The organism is Microvirga sp. HS2 (genome assembly GCF_055792805.1).
The window spans coordinates 46,271-67,139 of sequence record NZ_JBVVAJ010000002.1 but is presented as its reverse complement, the minus strand read 5'-3'; the positions used below and the strand labels follow the sequence as shown (position 1 = coordinate 67,139).

The window sequence follows — 20,869 nt, the reverse complement described above, 5'->3', positions numbered from 1 at the left end:
CCCTTCAACAGGCTCGGGAGGTCAGGTGATGCAGGGCGATGCCGCTCGTGGTGGCGACGTTCAGCGAATCGAACCCGCCGCTCATCGGAATGGAGACGGTGCGCGTCCGTGCAAGGAGATCGGTCGGCAGTCCGGGACCTTCCGCACCCAGCAGCAGCGCCGTTCGGCGCGAAGGCTTCACCTGCGAGAGAATTTCGCTTCCGGAAGGCGAGAGCGCCAGGATCTCGAAGGAGGCGGCATGGAGGACCTGCACCATCGCATCGGCAGAGGCCGCGCGGGTGAAGGGCACCACGAGCGCCCCGCCGACGGACACGCGGATCGCTTTCCGGTAAAGCGGATCGCAGCTGTCGTGATCGAGCAGAACGCCCTGCGCCCCGAAGGCGGCGGCGTTGCGGAAAATGCCCCCGACATTGTCGTGATTCGCCAATCCGACGAGGCCGACGACCAGCGCGTCCTGCGCAAGTCCTGCCAGGAAGTCTTCGACGGTCGGGAGAGGCTCGCGGCGCGCCACGGCCAGGATCCCGCGATGGATCGGGAAGCCCACGATGGCGTCCATGACCTGGCGATTGGCCGTGTAGACCGGCACATCCTCGGGCAGGCTCCCGAGCGCGTCCGTCAGGCTCTCGAGCCGGTTTTCGGCGAGCAGAAGGGATTCGATCTGGAAGCGCCGCTGTTTCAGCAGGACGCGCAGAACGACCTCGCCCTCGGCAATGAAGCGGTGCTGCCGTCCTACCAGATCCCGCTCGCGCACGGCGCGATACGGCTCGATCCGCAGATCGTCAGGATCGGAAATGGCAATCGGCATTGGCTGTCCTTCATAGACCGCAACAGCTCGCGGCGCGCATTCTCCTATGGCAGCAATGCCGGCGGAACAACGACTTTCACTTCCGGTTAGCCTTCCAGATTCGGGGGAGCCTCTCTTTCGCGGCCCTCAGGAAGGAGTTCGAGAATGGTCGATATTGCAGATGGGTGGGTCTGGGCCTTCGTGATCATCGGTGGCCCGGTGCTGATCGCGATTTTCATGCTTCTCTTCGCCAATCGCCGCAATCGCCTGAACCGGGTCGAGCGGGAGGTGTCCGAGCGCGGCGCGCACGAGAATTGGGGCAAGGAGCGGATCCGCTGAGGGTTCAAGCGGATCGTTTGCGCTGCATATGGGTAGGGGAAAGAAACATGGTGCCGGTGGAGAGGATCGAACTCCCGACCTTCGGTTTACAAAACCGCTGCACTACCGCTGTGCTACACCGGCTCTCATGTGGATGTTGAGGTAGCAGCAGCCTGCCCGCGACGCAAGTTCCATCGCAAGCGAAAAATTAAGTGTTCCAGAGCACCGCAACCATCCCCGGATTATGGAATTGTCTGGGAAAGGATGGCTAAGGAGACGGTGTTGTGAAAGGTCTAAGTGACTTAACTGAAACATGGAATTCCATTTTCGGGGGCAGGATTGTATTCATCGCCTCTCTCGGAATCGCGACCGGGGTGGCATTGGCATCGTTCCCGGCAGAGGCGGCCCGCATGCCACGCGAGGCTCCGGCTGCCAAACCCATGACGGCCACAGGCACGACCGTGGCCGCGAAGGATGTGGACGAGACCGGTTCCATTCAGACCGAGGCGGCCGACACCTCGACCTGCGATCGCTCCCGCAAGCGGCTCTTCGTGGAGGGCGAGGGCTGGATCGTGCGGCGGGTCACGATCTGCTACTGAGCGAAGGTTTCACCTGACGCAGATACGAAAAGCCCCGCCTCAGGCGGGGCTTTCCATTTCAGACTGCACGATGCACTCACTGGGGATGGGGCATCGGATGGATCCCAAAGGTAGAATCCGCTTTTGGGTCCAATGCCCTAGCGTGCACCCTCGTAGGTCATGATGTCACGGTCCTTCGTTTCGGGCACCAGGAGCAGGCCGACTACGAAGGTCACCAGGGCGATCACGATCGGATACCACAGACCGTAGTAGATATCGCCGGTGGCCGCCACCATCGCGAAGGCGGTGGGAGGCAGCAGGCCGCCGAACCAGCCGTTGGCGATGTGATAGGGCAGCGACATCGCGGTGTAGCGGATGCGGGTCGGGAAGAACTCGACCAGAGCCGCCGCGATCGGGCCGTACACCATCGTGACGTAGATCACGAAGATGGTGAGAATCCCGATCGCCTTGAGAGCCTGGGCATTGCCGAGGGCGTCGAAGAAGCCGCCGACCTTCAGGATGCTCGGATCGCCAGCCTTGGGATATCCTGCCTCCGCCGCAGCATTGGTGAAGCTGGTCATGCTAGCTGCAAGGCGATTGGGCGCATCGGTCGGAGGAAGAGGAGTCTCCTTCCCGTTGAAAGTGACCTTCACGGGCGAACCGGCAGCAGCCGGAACGAGCTCGTACTTGACAGCGGCGCGGGCCAAGGCGACGCGGGCGATGTCGCAATCGGCGCTGAAGGTGCGGATGCCCACCGGATCGAACACCGATCCGCAGGAGGCGGGATCGGCCGCGACTTGGACCTTCGCCGTTTCCAGAGCCTGTTCCAGTCGCGGGCTGACGACGCTGGTGAGGGCGTGGAACAGCGGGAAGTACGTGATCGCCGCGAGCAGGCAGCCGCCCAGGATGACGGGCTTGCGGCCGATCTTGTCCGAGAGGGCGCCGAAGATCACGAAGCCCGCGGTGCCGATGATCAGCGACCAGGCGATGAGCACGTTCGAGGTGAGCAGGTCGACCTTGAGGATGCTCTGGATGAAGAACAGAGCGTAGAACTGGCCCGTGTACCACACCACGGCCTGGCCGATGGCGAGGCCGATGAGAGCGATGAGGACCATCTTCACGTTGCGCCACTGGCCGAAAGCCTCCTTCAGCGGAGCCTTCGACTGGGTGCCTTCCTCCTTCATCTTCTTGAAGGCCGGCGATTCCTGCATCTGCATGCGGATCCAGACCGAAATGCCGAGAAGCACGACGGAGAGGAGGAACGGAATGCGCCAGCCGGCGATGGCATAGCCTTCACCGGTCTGGAAGCCCTTCTCGCCCATCCAGGTGCGGAGCAGGAGAATCACGACGAGGGAGAGCAGAAGGCCGAAGGTGGCCGTGATCTGGATGAAGCTGGTGTAGAAGCCGCGCCGCCCCACGGGAGCGTGCTCGGCCACGTACACGGCCGCGCCGCCGTATTCGCCGCCCAGCGCCAGGCCCTGGAGCATGCGCAGCGCGATCAGGATCACCGGGGCGACCCAGCCGATCTGGTTGTAGCTGGGCAACAGGCCGACGAAGAAGGTCGAGGTGCCCATGATGAGAATGGTGATGAGGAAGGTGTATTTGCGGCCGACGAGATCGCCGATCCGGCCGAACACGATGGCGCCGAAGGGGCGCACCAGGAAGCCCGCCGCGAAGGCGAGGAGCGCGAACACGTTGCGGGTCGTCACGTCGAACGCGGAGAAGAACTGCGCGCCGATGATCGTGGCGAGTGATCCGTAGAGATAGAAATCGTACCATTCGAAGACGGTACCGAGCGAGGAGGCGAGAATCACCTTCCGCTCTTCGCGCGTCATCGGCCGGGGTGCGGCGGCCGAACGCGCTGTCGTGGCTGCTGTTGCCATAGCGTTCCCTTCCATTTTTGGTCAGCCCGGTGGTCCGGGTCTGTCGCGTCAAGTCGAGGGCTGCTCGCTTGAGCTGAGGCGTCGTGGCCAGATGGATGGCCAAGAATCCCATGGAAGGTGAGGCTAGCGCCGCTGCTACTCTCCACAATTGCCAATTCGTAGTTTCGACTTCCGTCTAAGGATGCGGGGTCCGACTAGAAATGCATTAATATTCAGAGGGTTGGGTGAACGTTGCGCGAATCATTCCGATCGCGCAACGGCTTTCGTCACCGCGAAAAGCGAAATGGCTGCGGCATTGGAGACGTTGAGGCTCTTGATCTCTCCCGGCATGTCGAGCCGGCCGACCGCGTCGCAGCATTCTCTGGTTCTCTGCCGCAGGCCCTTGCCCTCCGAGCCGAGGACGAGAACCAGGGGCAGCCTGAGCTGGAGTTCATCGATATTGGCCTCGCCCTCGGAATCGAGGCCGATGCGCTGGAAGCCGCGCTCGCCCAGGGCGGTCAGGGTGTCGCCCAGGTTCTTCACGATCATGAAGGGAACGTGCTCCAGGCCGCCGGAGGCGGACTTGGCCAGTACGCCGGTGGCTGCCGGGCTGTGGCGGGCGGTGGTGATGATGGCCTCCACGTTGAAGGCCGCCGCCGTGCGCACGATCGCACCTACGTTGTGGGGATCGGTGATCTGATCGAGGGCGAGAACCACGCGCTTGCCGCTCAACGTGTCGACGGAGGGCGAGGGCAGGGGATCCGCTTCCGCATAGAGGCCCTGGTGGACGGCATCGGGCTCCAGGAGGCGGTTGATCTCGTCCGGGCGCACCATTTCAGGTTCCAGGGGCAGGGGCGCTCCCAGTTCCTCCTGCAGGCGGCGCAAAGAATTCTCGGTGGCCAGGAGGCGCCGAATCGTGCGCCTGTCGTTGCGCAGCGCCTCCACGACAGGGTGCCAGCCATACAGGATCGTCGTGTCGATCTCGTGCGCCGGACGCCAGCTCTGGGCATCGCGGCGGCCCTGCTTCTTCCCCTGCGGACGCTGGAAACGGGGCTTGCGGGAATGGAAGGGGCGCTCGCTCATGGCTCTCGATCTCGTCTGATGGGGGATCGCCCATACCACAGGCTGAGGCCGGACACGATCTCCCTTACAAAGATTGCTCTTTGCTGTTGACACCGGGCATCCAGGTCACCATAAGAGCGCCACCGAGCGGCCGCACTCCGGTGAGGCACTTCGGGTGAAGACCTCGGCGCACTGCGTCAGGGTTGGCAAGGGGGAATGTCCCGAGCGGCAAAGGGGGCGGACTGTAAATCCGCTGGCTATGCCTTCGTAGGTTCGAGTCCTACTTCCCCCACCATCCAACCGGCAGAGCATGCGGGTGTAGCTCAATGGTAGAGCAGCAGCCTTCCAAGCTGAATACGAGGGTTCGATTCCCTTCACCCGCTCCACTTCTTCTTTCTTTATCTTTGGGTTTTCTTTGTTTCTCGCGTGAAAGGTTTCACTTTTCGCGAGAATAGTTTCTCGCAAGAAGTTTTGTGTTGCTTTGAACGCGAAGCTTCGCTTTAAGGGCGTCAATCCGCGACCAGACGAGTCTTGAGCGTCCCTGCCGAGGGGGGGCTTTAGAAGGGCTGGTCCGATAATTACGTTCTGCAAGACTGAAATTGCCACTTGCGCATTTGGCGCAACCGCAATATCGGACGCCCTGGGTTTTTTGTTCCTGGCCTATGTAAGGTAGAGATCAATGGCGAAGGAAAAGTTTGAGCGGACGAAGCCGCACTGCAACATCGGGACGATTGGTCACGTCGACCACGGCAAGACGTCTCTGACGGCGGCGATCACGAAGGTTCTGGCGGAGGCGGGTGGCGCGACGTTCACCGCGTACGATCAGATCGACAAGGCGCCGGAAGAGAAGGCGCGCGGCATCACGATCTCCACGGCGCACGTGGAGTACGAGACGGCGAACCGGCACTATGCCCACGTCGACTGCCCCGGCCACGCCGACTACGTGAAGAACATGATCACGGGCGCGGCGCAGATGGACGGCGCGATCCTGGTGGTGTCGTCGGCCGACGGCCCGATGCCGCAGACCCGCGAGCACATCCTGCTGGCGCGTCAGGTCGGCGTGCCGGCGCTGGTGGTGTTCATGAACAAGGTCGACATGGTCGACGATCCGGAGCTGCTCGACCTGGTTGAGCTGGAAGTGCGCGAGCTTCTGTCGAAGTACGACTTCCCCGGCGACGACATTCCGATCGTGAAGGGCTCGGCTTTGTGCGCGCTGGAAGACCGTCAGCCGGAGATCGGCCGCGAGCGCGTGCTCGAGCTGATGGCCGAGGTTGACCGCTACATCCCGCAGCCGGAGCGTCCGATCGACCAGCCGTTCCTGATGCCGATCGAGGACGTGTTCTCGATTTCGGGCCGCGGCACGGTGGTGACGGGTCGCGTCGAGCGCGGCATCGTGAAGGTCGGTGAGGAAGTCGAGATCGTCGGCCTGAAGGCGACGGTGAAGACGACGGTCACGGGCGTCGAGATGTTCCGCAAGCTGCTCGACCAGGGCCAGGCGGGCGACAACGTGGGCGTTCTGCTGCGCGGCACGAAGCGCGAGGACGTGGAGCGCGGCCAGGTGCTGTGCAAGCCCGGCTCGATCAAGCCGCACACGAAGTTCAAGGCCGAGGCCTACATCCTGACCAAGGAAGAGGGCGGCCGTCATACGCCGTTCTTCGGCAACTACCGTCCGCAGTTCTACTTCCGCACGACCGACGTGACGGGCGTGGTGAAGCTGCCCGAGGGCACCGAGATGGTGATGCCGGGCGACAACATCACGATGGAAGTCGAGCTGATTGCGCCGATCGCCATGGAAGAGAAGCTGCGCTTCGCAATCCGTGAAGGCGGCCGTACCGTCGGCGCCGGCGTCGTCGCCGCCGTGATGGATTAAGACAACCGGGTGGCGGTCCGCCGCCACCTGTCGACCCGCTCGTAGGAGTGTAGCTCAATCGGCTAGAGCACCGGTCTCCAAAACCGGGGGTTGGGGGTTCGAGTCCCTCCACTCCTGCCAGCGGGTCGACAAGATGGACGTTTTCGATTAAGAGGCGTCCTCAAGATGGTTTGAACAGGTGGCGCGAGGCTTGCGAAACAGCCTCGCGCCCCTTCAATTTGGGCTCAAGCGTGCCCTTAGGGAACGTTTGCGGTCGCTCTCAAAGCCTGTGGACGTAAGCAAATGGCGAAGACGAACCCGTTCGATTTCATACAGCAGGTCCGCTCGGAAGCCTCGAAGGTGACCTGGCCGACCCGCAAGGAGACCATGATCACGACAGCGATGGTCTTCGTGATGGTCGTGCTGGCGAGCGTCTTCTTTCTGGTCGTCGATCAGGCGATCGGCTGGGGCGTCCGTTCGGTGATCCTCGGGCTTGGCGGTTAAGGGGTGGATGGCATGACGAAGCGTTGGTATATCGTCCACGCCTACTCGAATTTCGAAAACAAGGTGGCTCAGTCGATCAAGGATCAGGCGGCGCAGCGCGGCCTGGAGGACAAGTTCGACGAAGTCATGGTGCCGACCGAGAAGGTGGTCGAGGTGCGCCGCGGCCGTAAGGTCGATGCCGAGCGCAAGTTCTTCCCGGGCTATGTCCTGGTGAAGTGCGACCTGACCGACGAGGTCTATCACCTCATCAAGAATACGCCGAAGGTGACGGGCTTCCTGGGCGCCGACAAGGCCAAGCCGGTTCCGATTCCGGACCGGGAGGCCGAGCGCATCAAGGGGCAGGTGGCGGAGGGTGTCGATCATCCCAAGCCGTCCGTCAGCTTCGAGGTCGGCGAGCAGGTGCGTGTCTCCGACGGCCCGTTCGCATCCTTCAATGGCGTCGTCGAGGAAGTCGATCATGCCCGGGCCCGCCTCAAGGTGGCGGTGTCCATCTTCGGCCGCGCAACGCCGGTCGAGCTCGAATACGGCCAGGTCGAGAAGATCTGAACCGTCTGAGGGCGCCTCGCGGGCGCTCTCGTCCGGCTCTCTCGAGAGCCTTCATCCGCGGGAGGTCTACCCGGTCGCCAGCCGGGAGCGATGGGCTGGACCGCGATCTGCAACTCCCATCTGGTTCGGTTGGCTCCGGGCAGGTGGTCCATTGGGAGCAGTCCTATGGCAAAGAAAATTGCGGGCTACGTTAAGCTTCAAGTGCCCGCCGGCGCGGCCAACCCGTCGCCGCCGATCGGTCCTGCGCTGGGTCAGCGCGGACTGAACATCATGGAATTCTGCAAGGCCTTCAACGCGAAGACCGCGCAGATGGAGAAGGGCACCCCGATCCCGGTGATCATCACCGCCTACCAGGATCGCTCCTTCACCTTCGAGATGAAGCAGCCCCCGGTCTCGTACTTCCTCAAGAAGGCCGCGAAGATCGACAAGGGTTCGCAGACCCCCGGCAAGGGCGGCAACGTCGGCCGCGTCACCCGCGACCAGATCCGCGAGATCGCCGAGAAGAAGATGGTCGATCTCAACTGCGACACCGTTGAATCCGCCATGGCCATGATCGAGGGCTCCGCGCGCTCGATGGGCATGGAAGTGGCGTAAGGAGGGCACGATGGCTAAGGAAGGTAAGCGCATCCGCGCCGCCCGCGAGGGCATCGATGCCAACAAGCTGTATCCGATCCAGGATGCGGTGAAGCTGATCAAGGATCGCGCCAAGGCGAAGTTCGACGAGACCATCGAGATCTCGATGAATCTCGGCGTCGATCCCCGTCACGCCGACCAGATGGTCCGCGGCGTCTGCAACCTGCCGAACGGCTCGGGCCGTACGGTGCGCGTGGCCGTGTTCGCCCGTGGGCCCAAGGCCGACGAGGCCAAGGCTGCCGGTGCCGACATCGTGGGCGCCGAGGAGCTCTTCGAGACCGTCAACGGCGGCACGATCGAGTTCGATCGCTGCATCGCCACCCCGGACATGATGGGCCTCGTCGGCCGTCTCGGTAAGGTGCTGGGCCCGCGCGGCCTGATGCCGAACCCGCGCGTCGGCACGGTCACCATGGACGTCAAGAGCGCCGTCGAAGCCGCCAAGGGCGGCGCCGTCGAGTTCCGCGTCGAGAAGGCCGGTATCATCCATGCCGGTATCGGCAAGGCCTCGTTCGACGAGGGCAAGCTCGTGGAGAACATCAAGGCTTTCGCCGATGCCGTCTCCAAGGCGAAGCCTTCGGGCGCCAAGGGCACCTACATCCAGCGCATCGCCGTTTCGTCGACGATGGGCCCCGGCGTGAAGGTGGATCCGTCTTCGGTCCTCAACGGCTGATCGGCTGTACGAATTGAATGCAGGAAGCCCGGCGCTCGTCGCCGGGCTTTTTGTTTTGGGAATCCCCTCCGCGCCGTCTTCGTGCAAAAAAGTTCAGACGGGATGTCGATTCCGTCGAGGCCCGCTCGTCATAGGAGCAGGACGGCCCGTCGAGGCCTCCTTGCACCAAGGGAGACAGAACGATGCGTGTGATGGTGATGGTGAAAGCGACCGAGGACAGCGAAGCGGGGGTGATGCCCACCGCAGAGCTCTTCGAGGCCATGGGGAAGTTCAACGAGGAGCTGGGAAAGGCCGGGATTCTCCTCGCCGGGGACGGCCTCAAGCCCTCGTCACAGGGCAAACGCGTGGCCTTCGACGGCCCCAGCCGGACAATCATCGACGGGCCCTTCGCGGAAACCCGGGAACTCGTGGCTGGTTACTGGCTCTGGGAGGTCAAGGACATGGCCGAGGCGATCGAATGGGTGAGGCGCTGCCCCAACCCGATGCCCGGTCCGAGCGAGATCGAGATCCGCCCGGTCTACGAGCTGGAGGATTTCGGCGATGCGCTTCCGTCGGATCTCGCCGATCGGGAGAGCAGGCTTCGCGCCCAGATCTCAGGCTGCTGAGCCTCACCGTCGGCGGGGGACGCCCCCGCCTTCCATTCCCCTCCAAATGAGATCTGCGTGGCGGCACCCGAAATCCTGCAAACCATCGAGGCGACCTTCCGGATCGAGCGGACCAGGCTGATCGCAAGCCTGGCCCGAATGGTGCGGGACGTGGGCTTGGCGGAGGAATTGGCCCAGGAAGCCTTCCTCACCGCGCTCACCGAATGGGGCAGGGCCGGGATTCCAGCCAATCCCGGCGGATGGCTCATGGCCGTGGCCAAGCGGCGGGCCATCGACCGGTTGAGGCGCGACAGGATACTGGCGCGCAAGCATGCGGAGATCGGCCGCGACCCATCCGAGCGGCGCGATGCCGATATGGAGCAGGTCGAGGCGGCCATGGACGATGATGTGGGCGACGAGGTGCTGGGCTTGATCTTCACCGCCTGTCACCCGGTTCTGCCGCCACAAGCGCGAGCGGCCCTGACGCTGCGGCTGATCGGCGGCCTCACGACGGAGGAAATCGCGAGAGCCTTCCTCACGAGCGAAGCGACCATCGCCCAGCGCATCGTCAGGGCCAAGAAGACGATCGCGAAGGCAGGTCTGTCCTTCGAGGTTCCCAGCGGCCGGGAGCGGGAGGAGCGCCTCCCATCGGTGCTGGAGGTGATCTACCTGATCTTCAACGAAGGCTATTTCGCCACGTCGGGCCGCGACCTGATCCGCCCCGCCCTGTGCGCCGAGGCCCAGCGTCTCGGCCGTATCCTTGCCGCCTTGGCTCCGGAGGAGCCCGATGTCTTCGGCCTTCTCGCCCTGATGGAGATCCAGGCCTCGCGCCTGGCGGCCCGTCGCGGGCCAGAAGGTGAGCTTCTCCCCTTGACCGAGCAGAACAGGGCTCTCTGGGACCGGCTTCTGATTTACCGGGGTCTTACGGCCCTCCGCCGGGCGGAGGCTCTGGGGGGTGCAAGCGGGTCCTATGCCCTCCAGGCTGCAATCGCCGCCTGCCATGCAAGAGCTTCCCGGATCGAGGAGACGGACTGGCACCGCATAGCAGCACTTTATGACACGCTCCGTGTCGTCATGCCCTCGCCGGTGGTCGATCTCAACAGGGCGGTGGCGTACAGCATGGCCCGTGGGCCCGAGGCGGGCCTCGCTCTCATCGCCGAAATCGAGCGGTCTTCGGCGCTGGAGGGCTACGCCCCATTGCCGGCCGCAAAGGGCGATTGCCTGTTCCGTGCCGGCAGGCTGCCCGAAGCAAAGGCTCAGTTCGAACGCTCGGCGGCCTTGAGCCGCAACGAGAGGGAGAGGGCCTTTCTCCTCCGGAGGGCAGGGGCCTGCGATGCTGCCTGAGGGTAGCACTGTATCATCAATAAAGCGTCAAAATTCCTTGAAAAGCCTCTTGGCAACCGGGTCGGGAAGGCTTATTAGAACGCGTTGAGATTCCAACATATGCCGAAGCTGCGCTTTCGCGCGCGCTTTTGGCTGTGAATCCGCTCCGGAGACGGGGCGGTGACAGGCCGGCGGGTCAAAGGGCAGCCTTTGGCGCGTTCCGGCTATGTCCTGTCCGAGACTGCAGGTGCCGGCTTGTCCGGCTTAATTCGTGAGGGCCTGCATAGACGGGGAAGCCGAGTTTCATGCCTGTTCAACGCAGGCAGCGAGTTTCGGTTCGAACCATCTCACCCTTTGCGCCGCACGGCGCGACAGGGGGACAGGGCTTGCGAGAGCGCCGTTCGGGTGCCTCGGGCGCAGGCCTGGGCCTTGAACGGCAAATGCAACCGGCGGACATTTTCCGCCAACCGGAGAGAGCCCAGTGGAAAGAGCAGCAAAGCGCGAGCTCGTCTCGACTCTCAACGACGTGTTTTCCAGCACGAGCGTTGTCGTCGTCGCCCACTATGCTGGCCTCAAGGTCGCCGACATGCAGAAGCTGCGTACGCAGATGAAGCAGGCTGGTGCTACCGTGAAGGTCGCAAAAAACAGCCTCGCCAAAATCGCTCTCGAAGGCAAGGACGTCGCGTCCATCTCGGACCTTATGAAAGGTCCGACCCTGATCGCTTATTCGAGCGATCCGGTCGCGGCGCCCAAGGTCGCTGTCGATTTCGCCAAGACTAACGACAAGCTCGTTATCCTCGGCGGCGCGATGGGCACGACCGCCCTGAACGTGGACGGAGTGAAGGCGCTAGCCACTCTGCCGTCCCTCGACGAACTGCGCGGCAAGCTGGTCGGCCTTATCCAGGCTCCGGCTACGAAGATCGCTCAGCTCAGCACTGCGCCGGCGGCGAAGCTCGCCCGCGTATTCGGGGCTTATGCCAAGACAGGCGAAGCGGCGTGAGGCCGTAACCTCAACCACCACATTGTTCGAACTGAACTTAAGGAAGTAAAAAATGGCTGATCTTGCCAAGCTCGTTGACGATCTGTCGTCGCTGACCGTTCTCGAGGCTGCCGAGCTCTCGAAGATGCTCGAAGAGAAGTGGGGCGTTTCCGCTGCCGCGGCTGTGGCCGTTGCTGCTGCTCCTGGCGCTGCTGGCGCTGCTGCTCCGGCTGAAGAGCAGACCGAGTTCACGGTCGTTCTCGCTTCGGCCGGCGACAAGAAGATCGAGGTCATCAAGGAAGTCCGTGGCATCACGGGCCTGGGCCTCAAGGAAGCTAAGGACCTCGTCGAAGGCGCGCCGAAGCCCGTTAAGGAAGGCGTATCCAAGGACGAAGCCGAGAAGATCAAGGCGACCCTCGAGAAGGTCGGCGCCAAGGTCGAGCTTAAGTAATTTTGCGGCCTTCGGGCCGCAGGGTTACCCCCGAGCGATCGGGGCTCAAAAACACACGGTCCCAGGCATTTTCGCTTGGGGCCGTTGTGTCGTCAAAGAGGTCGAGCTTCTTTGGCGGCCTTCCGAAAGGGCTCTTGCACGAGCCCGGATTTGTCCAGCGCCGGCGCTTTCGCCGGACGGCTAATCCAGGGTCCCGATCCCCGGGGTTCTTGATTAGGCGTGTATGAGGAACGAGGTCCAGATGGCCAATACACTGATCGGCCGGAAGCGCATTCGCAAGTTCTTCGGGAAAATCAAGGAAGTGGCGGAGATGCCGAACCTCATCGAGGTTCAGAAGGCATCCTACGACCAATTCTTGATGGTCGAAGAACCAAAGGGCGGCCGGCCGGAAGAGGGCTTGCAAGCCGTCTTCAAATCGGTTTTTCCGATTTCGGACTTTTCGAACACTGCTCTGCTCGAATTCGTGAAGTACACGTTCGAGCCCCCGAAATACGATGTCGATGAGTGCCGCCAGCGCGGCATGACCTTTGCTGCGCCGCTCAAGGTGACGCTGCGCCTCATCGTGTTCGATGTGGACCCGGATACCGGCGCCCGCTCCGTGAAGGATATCAAGGAGCAGGACGTCTACATGGGCGACATGCCGCTCATGACCGACAACGGCACCTTCATCGTCAACGGCACCGAGCGCGTCATCGTCTCGCAGATGCACCGCTCGCCCGGCGTGTTCTTCGACCACGACAAGGGCAAGACGCACTCCTCCGGCAAGCTGCTGTTTGCCGCCCGCATCATTCCGTATCGCGGTTCCTGGCTCGACATCGAGTTCGACGCCAAGGACATCGTCTACGCCCGTATCGACCGCAAGCGTAAGCTCCCGGTCACGTCGCTGCTCTACGCCCTCGGCCTCGACGGCGAGGAGATCCTCAACACCTTCTACAACCGCATCGTCTACACCAAAGCGAAGGATGGCTGGACCATTCCTTACGATGCCGAGCGTATGAAAGGATTCAAGGCCTCCGTCGATCTCATCGACGCGAAGACCGGCGAAGTGGTGCTCGAGGCCGGCAAGAAGCTGACCGCCCGCGCCGCCCGCCAGCTCGCTGAGAAGGGCCTCACGCATCTGCGCGTGACGGACGAGGATCTCGTCGGCCAGTACATCGCCGAGGATCTCGTGAATCCGCAGACCGGCGAGATCTACGCCGAAGCGGGCGACGAGCTCGACTTGTCGGTCGACGCAAAGAGCGGCGACCGCAAGGGCAAGCTGGCCGATCTCATCGAGCTGGGCTACACGGAGATCCCGGTCCTCGACATCGACCACGTCACTGTCGGTCCCTACATCCGCAACACGCTGGCGATCGACAAAGCGTCCTCCCGCGAGGATGCGCTGTTCGACATCTACCGTGTCATGCGTCCGGGCGAGCCGCCGATCCTCGATACGGCCGAAGCCATGTTCAACTCGCTGTTCTTCGACGCCGAGCGTTACGATCTCTCGGCGGTCGGCCGCGTGAAGATGAACATGCGCCTCGACCTCGACGCCGAGGACACCGTGCGCACGCTTCGCCGCGAGGACATTCTCGCGGTCACGAAGGCGCTCGTGGACCTGCGCGACGGCAAAGGCGAGATCGACGATATCGACCATCTCGGCAACCGCCGCGTGCGCTCGGTCGGCGAGCTCATGGAGAACCAGTACCGCCTCGGCCTGCTGCGCATGGAGCGCGCGATCAAGGAGCGCATGTCGTCCGTCGATATCGACACCGTCATGCCGCAGGACCTGATCAACGCGAAGCCTGCCGCCGCCGCCGTGCGCGAGTTCTTCGGCTCCTCGCAGCTCTCGCAGTTCATGGACCAGACCAACCCGCTCTCCGAGGTCACGCACAAGCGTCGTCTCTCGGCGCTTGGCCCGGGCGGTCTGACACGCGAGCGCGCCGGCTTCGAGGTGCGCGACGTGCACCCGACGCATTACGGCCGTATCTGCCCGATCGAAACGCCGGAAGGCCCGAACATCGGTCTGATCAACTCGCTGGCCACCTTCGCGCGCGTCAACAAGTACGGCTTCATCGAGACGCCGTTCCGCCGCGTTCGCGACAGCAAGGTGACGGACGAGGTTGTGTATCTCTCCGCGATGGAAGAGGCGAAGTACAACATCGCCCAGGCGAACTCGACGCTGGATGACAATGGCACGCTCACCGAAGAGCTGGTGATCTGCCGCCGCGCCGGTGAGAACATCGTGGTCGCGCCCGATCGCGTGGACCTGATGGAAGTGTCGCCGAAGCAGCTCGTGTCGGTTGCGGCCGCGCTCATCCCGTTCCTTGAGAACGATGACGCGAACCGCGCTCTCATGGGCTCGAACATGCAGCGTCAGGCCGTGCCTCTGGTCCAGGCGGACGCTCCGTTCGTCGGCACCGGTATGGAAGCGGTCGTGGCCCGCGACTCCGGCGCTGCCATTGCGGCCCGCCGCACCGGCATCGTCGACCAGGTGGACGCGACCCGTATCGTTATCCGCGCGACGGAGAACACGGATCCGACCCGTCCGGGCGTCGACATCTACCGGCTGCAGAAGTTCCAGCGCTCGAACCAGTCGACCTGCATCACGCAGAAGCCGCTGGTCCGCGCCGGCGACCTGGTCCGCAAGGGCGACATCATCGCCGACGGTCCGTCGACGGAGTACGGTGAGCTCGCACTGGGCCGGAACGTGCTCGTCGCGTTCATGCCGTGGAACGGCTACAACTTCGAAGACTCGATCCTGCTCTCCGAGCGGATCGTGAAGGAAGACGTCTTCACCTCGATCCACATCGAGGAATTCGAAGTGATGGCCCGCGACACCAAGCTGGGTCCCGAGGAAATCACGCGCGACATTCCGAACGTGTCGGAAGAGGCGCTGAAGAACCTCGACGAAGCCGGCATCGTCTATATCGGCGCCGAGGTCCATGCCGGTGACATCCTCGTCGGCAAGATCACGCCGAAGGGCGAAAGCCCGATGACGCCGGAAGAGAAGCTCCTGCGCGCCATCTTCGGCGAGAAGGCGTCCGACGTTCGCGATACCTCGCTGCGCGTGCCCCCGGGCGTGACCGGCACCATCGTGGAAGTGCGCGTCTTCAACCGCCACGGCGTCGACAAGGACGAGCGTGCCCAGGCCATCGAGCGCGAGGAAATCGAGCGTCTCGCCAAGGACCGCGACGACGAGCAGGCGATCCTGGACCGCAACACCTATGCGCGTCTGGCCGAGATCCTGACCGGCAAGAAGGGCGTGGCCGGGCCTAAGGGCTACAAGAAGGACGCGCCGATCACCCGCGAGCTGCTCAACGAGTATCCGCGGTCGCAATGGTGGCAGTTCGCGGTCGAAGACGATGCTCTGATGACCGAGATCGAGGCCATGCAGAAGCAGTACGACGAGTCGAAGAAGCGTCTCGAGCAGCGCTTCCTCGACAAGGTCGAGAAGCTGCAGCGCGGCGATGAGCTTCCGCCCGGCGTCATGAAGATGGTCAAGGTCTTCGTGGCGGTGAAGCGCAAGATCCAGCCCGGCGACAAGATGGCCGGCCGTCACGGCAACAAGGGTGTCGTGTCGCGCATCGTTCCGATCGAGGACATGCCGTTCCTCGAGGACGGCACCCACGCGGATATCGTGCTCAACCCGCTGGGCGTGCCGAGCCGCATGAACGTGGGTCAGATCCTCGAGACGCACCTCGGCTGGGCCGCTGCCGGCCTCGGCAAGCAGGTCGCTCAGGCGGTCGACGCCTACATGAGGAACGGTCAGTCCAAGGGGCTGCGCGACCAGCTGGTCTCGATCTACGGCAACCTGCCCGAGATCGAACAGGCTGCCGACGAAGAGCTGGTGGAACTCGGCAACAAGCTGCGCCGCGGTGTTCCCTTCGCCACGCCCGTCTTCGACGGCGCGAAGGAGGCGGACATCGAAGCCATGCTCCAGAAGGCCGGCCTCGACCCCTCGGGTCAGGTCACGCTGTACGACGGCAAGACCGGTGAGCCTTTCGACCGCAAGGTTACGGTGGGCTACATCTACATGCTGAAGCTTCACCACCTCGTGGACGACAAGATCCACGCCCGCTCCATCGGCCCCTACAGCCTCGTCACCCAGCAGCCGCTGGGCGGCAAGGCCCAGTTCGGCGGCCAGCGCTTCGGCGAAATGGAGGTCTGGGCGCTCGAGGCTTACGGCGCCGCGTACACCCTTCAGGAAATGCTCACGGTCAAGTCGGACGACGTGGCCGGCCGAACCAAGGTCTACGAAGCCATCGTTCGTGGCGACGACACCTTCGAGTCGGGCATTCCGGAGAGCTTCAACGTTCTCGTGAAGGAAATGCGTTCGCTGGGTCTCAATGTGGAGCTGACCAACTCCAAGAAGGCGGCCAACGAGGCGGAGCAGCTGCCTCCGTCGGAAGCCGCCGAGTAAGGTGCGCAAGCGCTTCTGAATATGACGTCAGGCCGCGGCCAAAACGCCGCGGCCCCATGCAATTGCCGGTGAGGGTGCTTATGTGAGCGCCCTTCAGCCCAGGAGACGGCGATGAATCAAGAGGTCATGAATCTCTTCAACCAGACGGCTCAGCCGCAGAGCTTCGATCAGATCAAGATCTCGATCGCGAGCCCTGAGAAGATTCTGTCCTGGTCCTACGGCGAAATCAAAAAGCCCGAGACCATCAACTACCGCACGTTCAAGCCCGAGCGCGACGGCTTGTTCTGCGCGCGCATCTTCGGCCCGATCAAGGATTACGAGTGCTTGTGCGGCAAGTACAAGCGCATGAAGTACAAGGGCGTGATCTGCGAGAAGTGCGGCGTCGAAGTGACGCTCGCGCGCGTACGTCGCGACCGCATGGGTCACATCGAGCTCGCGGCTCCCGTCGCGCATATCTGGTTCCTCAAGTCCCTGCCGAGCCGCATCGGTCTGCTGCTCGACATGACCCTGAAGGATCTGGAACGCATCCTTTATTTCGAATCCTACATCGTCGTCGATGCCGGCCTGACGCCCCTCAAGGACCGTCAGCTGCTGACCGAGGAAGAGTACATCCGCGCTCAGGACGAGTACGGTGAGGACAGCTTCACCGCCATGATCGGCGCGGAGGCCATCCGCCGCATCCTGCAGGAGCTCGACCTCGAGAAGACGGCCCAGGACATCCGTGAGGAAATCGCGGTCACCACGTCGGAGCTGAAGCCGAAGAAGCTCATGAAGCGCCTCAAGATCATCGAGGCCTTCGTTCAGTCGGGCAACAAGCCCGAGTGGATGATCATGACCGTCGTTCCGGTGATCCCGCCGGATCTGCGTCCGCTCGTGCCGCTCGACGGCGGCCGCTTCGCGACGTCGGACCTCAACGACCTGTACCGCCGCGTCATCAACCGCAACAACCGCCTGAAGCGGCTCATGGAGCTGCGCGCTCCGGACATCATCGTCCGCAACGAGAAGCGCATGCTGCAGGAGGCCGTGGACGCCCTGTTCGACAACGGCCGCCGCGGCCGCGTCATCACCGGCGCCAACAAGCGTCCGCTGAAGTCGCTCGCCGACATGCTGAAGGGCAAGCAGGGCCGGTTCCGTCAGAACCTGCTCGGCAAGCGCGTCGACTATTCGGGCCGTTCGGTCATCGTGGTCGGTCCGGAGCTCAAGCTCCACCAGTGCGGCCTGCCGAAGAAGATGGCTCTCGAGCTCTTCAAGCCGTTCATCTACGCCAAGCTCGACGCGCGCGGCCTGTCCGCCACCGTCAAGCAGGCGAAGAAGCTCGTCGAGAAGGAGAAGCCCGAGGTTTGGGATATCCTGGACGAGGTCATCCGCGAGCACCCGGTGCTGCTCAACCGCGCTCCGACCCTCCACCGCCTCGGCATCCAGGCCTTCGAGCCCACCCTGATCGAGGGCAAGGCGATCCAGCTGCATCCGCTCGTCTGCGCCGCGTTCAACGCGGACTTCGACGGCGACCAGATGGCCGTCCACGTGCCGCTCTCGCTCGAGGCTCAGCTCGAAGCCCGCGTGCTGATGATGTCCACCAACAACATCCTGCACCCGGCCAACGGTCAGCCGATCATCGTGCCGTCGCAGGACATCGTTCTGGGCCTCTACTATCTCTCCATCGTCTCCGACGGTCAGCCCGGCCAGGGCAAGGCCTTCGCCGACATGGGCGAGATCGAGCACGCCCTCAACGAGAAGGTCATCACGCTCCACTCCAAGATCCGCTACCGCTGGGAAGGCGTTGGTGAGGACGGCAAGCCCTACACCAAGATCGTCGACACGACCGCTGGTCGCGTCATGCTCTCGCGCCTCCTGCCGAAGCATCCGGCCCTGTCCTTTGACGTCGTGAACAAGCTCATGACGAAGAAGGAGATCTCGGGCATGATCGATGCCGTCTACCGCCATTGCGGTCAGAAGGAATCGGTCATCTTCTGCGATCGCATCATGGGCCTCGGCTTCTACAATGCGTTCCGCGCCGGCATTTCGTTCGGCAAGGACGACATGGTGATCCCGGAGAACAAGTGGCAGATCGTCGAGGAGACCCGCGCCCTCGCGAAGGACTACGAGCAGCAGTACCAGGACGGCCTCATCACCCAGGGTGAGAAATACAACAAGGTCGTCGACGCATGGGCGAAGTGCTCGGATCGTCTCGCCGCCGAGATGATGAACCGCATCTCGACCGTGCAGAAGGACGAGCTCGGCCGCGACAAGCAGGTCAACTCGATCTACATGATGTCGCACTCGGGCGCTCGTGGTTCGCCGGCTCAGATGAAGCAGCTCGCCGCCATGCGCGGCCTCATGGCCAAGCCTTCGGGCGAGATCATCGAGACGCCGATCATCTCGAACTTCAAGGAAGGCCTCGACGTTCTCGAGTACTTCAACTCGACCCACGGCGCCCGTAAGGGCCTCGCCGACACCGCGCTCAAGACCGCGAACTCGGGTTACCTGACCCGCCGCCTCGTGGACGTGGCGCAGGACGCGGTCATCCGTGAGCCGGATTGCGGCACCGAGAAGGGCATCAAGATGCGCGCCATCATCGACGCCGGCCAGGTGGTCGCGTCGCTGGCGTCCCGCATCCTGGGCCGTTCGACGGCCGAGGATCTGGTGGCTCAGGACGGCACCGTGATCGTTCCGAAGGGCACGATGATCGAGGAGCATCACCTCGAGGCCATCGGCGCCGCCGGTATCCAGGAGGTCAAGATCCGTTCCGTGCTCGTCTGCGAGTCCAAGAACGGCGTCTGCGCCACCTGCTACGGCCGCGACCTGGCTCGGGGTACCCCGGTCAACCATGGCGAGGCTGTCGGCGTCATCGCCGCTCAGTCCATCGGCGAGCCGGGCACCCAGCTCACCATGCGTACCTTCCACATCGGCGGCGCGGCTCAGATCGCCGACTCGTCCTTCATCGAGTCGAGCTTCGAGGGCACGATCGGCTTCCGCAACAAGAACATTGCGCGCAACTCCGACGGCGACCTCGTCGTCATGGGCCGCAACGTGGCGGTTGTGATCACCGGTCCCGACGGCACGGAGCGCGCGGTTCACCGTCTGCAGTACGGCTCGCGCCTGAAGGTCGACGAGGGCGACACCATCAAGCGCGGTCAGCGCATCGCGGAGTGGGATCCCTATTCCCGCCCGATTCTGACCGAGGTCGAGGGAACCGTCGGCTACGAGGACCTCGTGGACGGCGCTTCGATGATCGAGTCCATGGACGAGTCGACCGGCATCGCCAAGCGCGTGGTCATCGACTGGCGCGGTTCGGTCCGTACGGCCGATCTTCGCCCGGCTGTGTTCATCGAGGGCAAGGGCGGCAAGATCGCCAAGCTGGCCCGCGGCGGTGACGCCCGTTACCTCCTGCCCGTGGACGCGATCCTTGCGGTCGATCCCGGCTCGAAGGTGAAGGCCGGCGACGTTCTGGCCCGTGTCTCGACCGAGAGCGCGAAGACCCGCGACATCACGGGGGGTCTGCCGCGCGTGGCGGAGCTGTTCGAGGCCCGTCGTCCGAAGGATGCGGCCATCATCGCGGAGAAGTCCGGCACGATCCAGTTCGGCCGCGACTACAAGAGCAAGCGTCGCCTGACGCTGACTCCGCACGATGGTTCGGAGCCGGTGGAGTACCTGATCCCGAAAGGCAAGCACATCCACCTTCAGGACGGCGACGTGGTCGAAATCGGCGACTTCATCGTGGACGGCAACCCGGCCCCGCACGACATCCTTGCGATCAAGGGCGTCGAGGAGCTGGCGGCCTACCTCGTGAACGAGATCCAGGAGGTCTATCGCCTCCAGGGCGTGCTCATCAACGACAAGCACATCGAGGTGATCGTTCGCCAGATGCTGCAGAAGGTTGAGATCACCGATGGCGGCGACAGCGAGTTCCTCACGGGCGAGCAGGTCGATCGTCTCGAGTTCGAGGAGGCCAACGAGCGCCTGGTGGCCGAGAAGAAGAAGCCCGCCGAAGGCGTGCCGGTTCTCCTCGGTATCACGAAGGCCTCGCTGCAGACCCGCTCCTTCATCTCGGCGGCGTCCTTCCAGGAGACCACCCGCGTCCTCACCGAGGCGGCCGTCAACGGAAAGGTCGACACCCTCGAGGGCCTCAAGGAGAACGTCATCGTCGGCAGCCTCATCCCGGCTGGCACGGGCGCTCTCACGGCCCAGATCAAGGCCGTGGCGAGCCACCGCGACGAGCTGATTCTCCAGCAGAAGCGGTCCGAGTCGGCTGCCCAGCTCGGCGAGCTTCCTCCGGCAGCCGAGTAAGCAGCTCCGACAAAGGCGCAAATAGAAAGGCCGCCCC

General features: G+C 63.5%; 16 protein-coding genes and 4 tRNA genes. 16 read left to right on the top strand and 4 right to left on the bottom strand.

The genetic code is table 11. The features are described 5' to 3' along the window. Window positions 1-4: 4 nt before the first annotated feature. Window positions 5-805 carry a TrmH family RNA methyltransferase gene (locus ACS5Q0_RS02715; protein WP_473125062.1) on the bottom strand — a complete coding sequence of 267 codons (801 nt, stop codon included), beginning with the start codon at window positions 803-805 and terminating at the stop codon, window positions 5-7. Between the two features lie 144 nt (window positions 806-949). Here ACS5Q0_RS02715 and ACS5Q0_RS02710 point away from each other — a divergent pair, with 144 nt between their 5' ends. Then, a complete protein-coding gene (locus ACS5Q0_RS02710; RefSeq protein WP_473125061.1) occupies window positions 950-1,123 on the top strand; it encodes a hypothetical protein in 174 nt (57 codons plus the stop codon). Window positions 1,124-1,171: 48 nt separating this feature from the next. Here ACS5Q0_RS02710 and ACS5Q0_RS02705 read toward each other — a convergent pair. Beyond that, window positions 1,172-1,246, bottom strand: a tRNA-Thr gene (locus tag ACS5Q0_RS02705). A 266-nt stretch (window positions 1,247-1,512) separates the two neighbouring features. Between ACS5Q0_RS02705 and ACS5Q0_RS02700 the strand changes: the two genes are divergently transcribed. After that, a complete protein-coding gene (locus ACS5Q0_RS02700; protein ID WP_473125060.1) occupies window positions 1,513-1,701 on the top strand; it encodes a hypothetical protein in 189 nt (62 codons plus the stop codon). A gap of 137 nt (window positions 1,702-1,838) precedes the next feature. On the opposite strand, the gene ACS5Q0_RS02695 is transcribed toward ACS5Q0_RS02700, so the two are convergent. Further along, window positions 1,839-3,563 (bottom strand): MFS transporter, encoded by a 1,725-nt coding sequence (locus ACS5Q0_RS02695; RefSeq protein ID WP_473125059.1) that lies wholly within the window; start codon window positions 3,561-3,563, stop codon window positions 1,839-1,841. Window positions 3,564-3,803: 240 nt separating this feature from the next. Beyond that, a complete protein-coding gene (locus ACS5Q0_RS02690) occupies window positions 3,804-4,625 on the bottom strand; it encodes a TrmH family RNA methyltransferase (RefSeq protein ID WP_473125058.1) in 822 nt (273 codons plus the stop codon). A gap of 189 nt (window positions 4,626-4,814) precedes the next feature. Between ACS5Q0_RS02690 and ACS5Q0_RS02685 the strand changes: the two genes are divergently transcribed. From ACS5Q0_RS02685 to rpoC, 14 genes are all read left to right on the top strand, one after another. Further along, window positions 4,815-4,899 (top strand) — tRNA-Tyr (locus tag ACS5Q0_RS02685). Window positions 4,900-4,916: 17 nt separating this feature from the next. Beyond that, window positions 4,917-4,990 (top strand) — tRNA-Gly (locus tag ACS5Q0_RS02680). Window positions 4,991-5,283: 293 nt separating this feature from the next. Then, window positions 5,284-6,474: an elongation factor Tu gene (gene tuf, locus ACS5Q0_RS02675; protein ID WP_473125046.1), complete on the top strand. Its 1,191-nt coding sequence runs from the start codon at window positions 5,284-5,286 to the stop codon at window positions 6,472-6,474. A 43-nt stretch (window positions 6,475-6,517) separates the two neighbouring features. Then, window positions 6,518-6,594: transfer RNA gene (locus tag ACS5Q0_RS02670), tRNA-Trp, on the top strand. A gap of 162 nt (window positions 6,595-6,756) precedes the next feature. Continuing rightward, a complete protein-coding gene (secE, locus tag ACS5Q0_RS02665) occupies window positions 6,757-6,957 on the top strand; it encodes a preprotein translocase subunit SecE (protein WP_370438062.1) in 201 nt (66 codons plus the stop codon). A gap of 12 nt (window positions 6,958-6,969) precedes the next feature. Further along, entirely contained in the window at window positions 6,970-7,503 is a 534-nt protein-coding gene (gene nusG, locus ACS5Q0_RS02660) for a transcription termination/antitermination protein NusG (RefSeq protein ID WP_473125057.1), read from the top strand. A gap of 165 nt (window positions 7,504-7,668) precedes the next feature. After that, on the top strand, window positions 7,669-8,097 hold the full coding sequence (gene rplK, locus ACS5Q0_RS02655) for a 50S ribosomal protein L11 (protein ID WP_370438060.1): 429 nt from the start codon (window positions 7,669-7,671) through the stop codon (window positions 8,095-8,097). A gap of 10 nt (window positions 8,098-8,107) precedes the next feature. Continuing rightward, on the top strand, window positions 8,108-8,806 hold the full coding sequence (rplA, locus tag ACS5Q0_RS02650) for a 50S ribosomal protein L1 (protein ID WP_473125056.1): 699 nt from the start codon (window positions 8,108-8,110) through the stop codon (window positions 8,804-8,806). Window positions 8,807-8,988: 182 nt separating this feature from the next. After that, window positions 8,989-9,411 carry a YciI family protein gene (locus ACS5Q0_RS02645; protein WP_473125055.1) on the top strand — a complete coding sequence of 141 codons (423 nt, stop codon included), beginning with the start codon at window positions 8,989-8,991 and terminating at the stop codon, window positions 9,409-9,411. A 57-nt stretch (window positions 9,412-9,468) separates the two neighbouring features. Further along, entirely contained in the window at window positions 9,469-10,734 is a 1,266-nt protein-coding gene (locus tag ACS5Q0_RS02640) for an RNA polymerase sigma factor (protein ID WP_473125054.1), read from the top strand. A gap of 460 nt (window positions 10,735-11,194) precedes the next feature. Further along, a complete protein-coding gene (gene rplJ / locus ACS5Q0_RS02635; RefSeq protein WP_473125053.1) occupies window positions 11,195-11,713 on the top strand; it encodes a 50S ribosomal protein L10 in 519 nt (172 codons plus the stop codon). Window positions 11,714-11,765: 52 nt separating this feature from the next. Beyond that, window positions 11,766-12,143, top strand: coding sequence for a 50S ribosomal protein L7/L12 (rplL, locus tag ACS5Q0_RS02630; RefSeq protein ID WP_473125052.1), 378 nt, complete (start codon window positions 11,766-11,768; stop codon window positions 12,141-12,143). Between the two features lie 241 nt (window positions 12,144-12,384). Beyond that, window positions 12,385-16,545 carry a DNA-directed RNA polymerase subunit beta gene (gene rpoB, locus ACS5Q0_RS02625; protein WP_473125051.1) on the top strand — a complete coding sequence of 1,387 codons (4,161 nt, stop codon included), beginning with the start codon at window positions 12,385-12,387 and terminating at the stop codon, window positions 16,543-16,545. Window positions 16,546-16,656: 111 nt separating this feature from the next. Continuing rightward, window positions 16,657-20,832: a DNA-directed RNA polymerase subunit beta' gene (gene rpoC, locus ACS5Q0_RS02620; RefSeq protein WP_473125050.1), complete on the top strand. Its 4,176-nt coding sequence runs from the start codon at window positions 16,657-16,659 to the stop codon at window positions 20,830-20,832. The last annotated feature ends 37 nt before the right edge of the window (window positions 20,833-20,869 follow it).

Bases quoted from the DNA above. Each gene is read 5' to 3' on its own strand.
- ACS5Q0_RS02715 (WP_473125062.1), bottom strand. From the start codon at position 805: ATGCCGATTGCCATTTCCGATCCTGACGATCTGCGGATCGAGCCGTAT.
- rplK (WP_370438060.1), top strand. From the start codon at position 7,669: ATGGCAAAGAAAATTGCGGGCTACGTTAAGCTTCAAGTGCCCGCCGGC.
- tuf (WP_473125046.1), top strand. From the start codon at position 5,284: ATGGCGAAGGAAAAGTTTGAGCGGACGAAGCCGCACTGCAACATCGGG.
- ACS5Q0_RS02645 (WP_473125055.1), top strand. From the start codon at position 8,989: ATGCGTGTGATGGTGATGGTGAAAGCGACCGAGGACAGCGAAGCGGGG.
- rplA (WP_473125056.1), top strand. From the start codon at position 8,108: ATGGCTAAGGAAGGTAAGCGCATCCGCGCCGCCCGCGAGGGCATCGAT.
- ACS5Q0_RS02695 (WP_473125059.1), bottom strand. From the start codon at position 3,563: ATGGCAACAGCAGCCACGACAGCGCGTTCGGCCGCCGCACCCCGGCCG.
- rpoC (WP_473125050.1), top strand. From the start codon at position 16,657: ATGAATCAAGAGGTCATGAATCTCTTCAACCAGACGGCTCAGCCGCAG.
- ACS5Q0_RS02690 (WP_473125058.1), bottom strand. From the start codon at position 4,625: ATGAGCGAGCGCCCCTTCCATTCCCGCAAGCCCCGTTTCCAGCGTCCG.
- ACS5Q0_RS02710 (WP_473125061.1), top strand. From the start codon at position 950: ATGGTCGATATTGCAGATGGGTGGGTCTGGGCCTTCGTGATCATCGGT.
- secE (WP_370438062.1), top strand. From the start codon at position 6,757: ATGGCGAAGACGAACCCGTTCGATTTCATACAGCAGGTCCGCTCGGAA.
- rpoB (WP_473125051.1), top strand. From the start codon at position 12,385: ATGGCCAATACACTGATCGGCCGGAAGCGCATTCGCAAGTTCTTCGGG.
- rplL (WP_473125052.1), top strand. From the start codon at position 11,766: ATGGCTGATCTTGCCAAGCTCGTTGACGATCTGTCGTCGCTGACCGTT.
- nusG (WP_473125057.1), top strand. From the start codon at position 6,970: ATGACGAAGCGTTGGTATATCGTCCACGCCTACTCGAATTTCGAAAAC.
- ACS5Q0_RS02700 (WP_473125060.1), top strand. From the start codon at position 1,513: ATGCCACGCGAGGCTCCGGCTGCCAAACCCATGACGGCCACAGGCACG.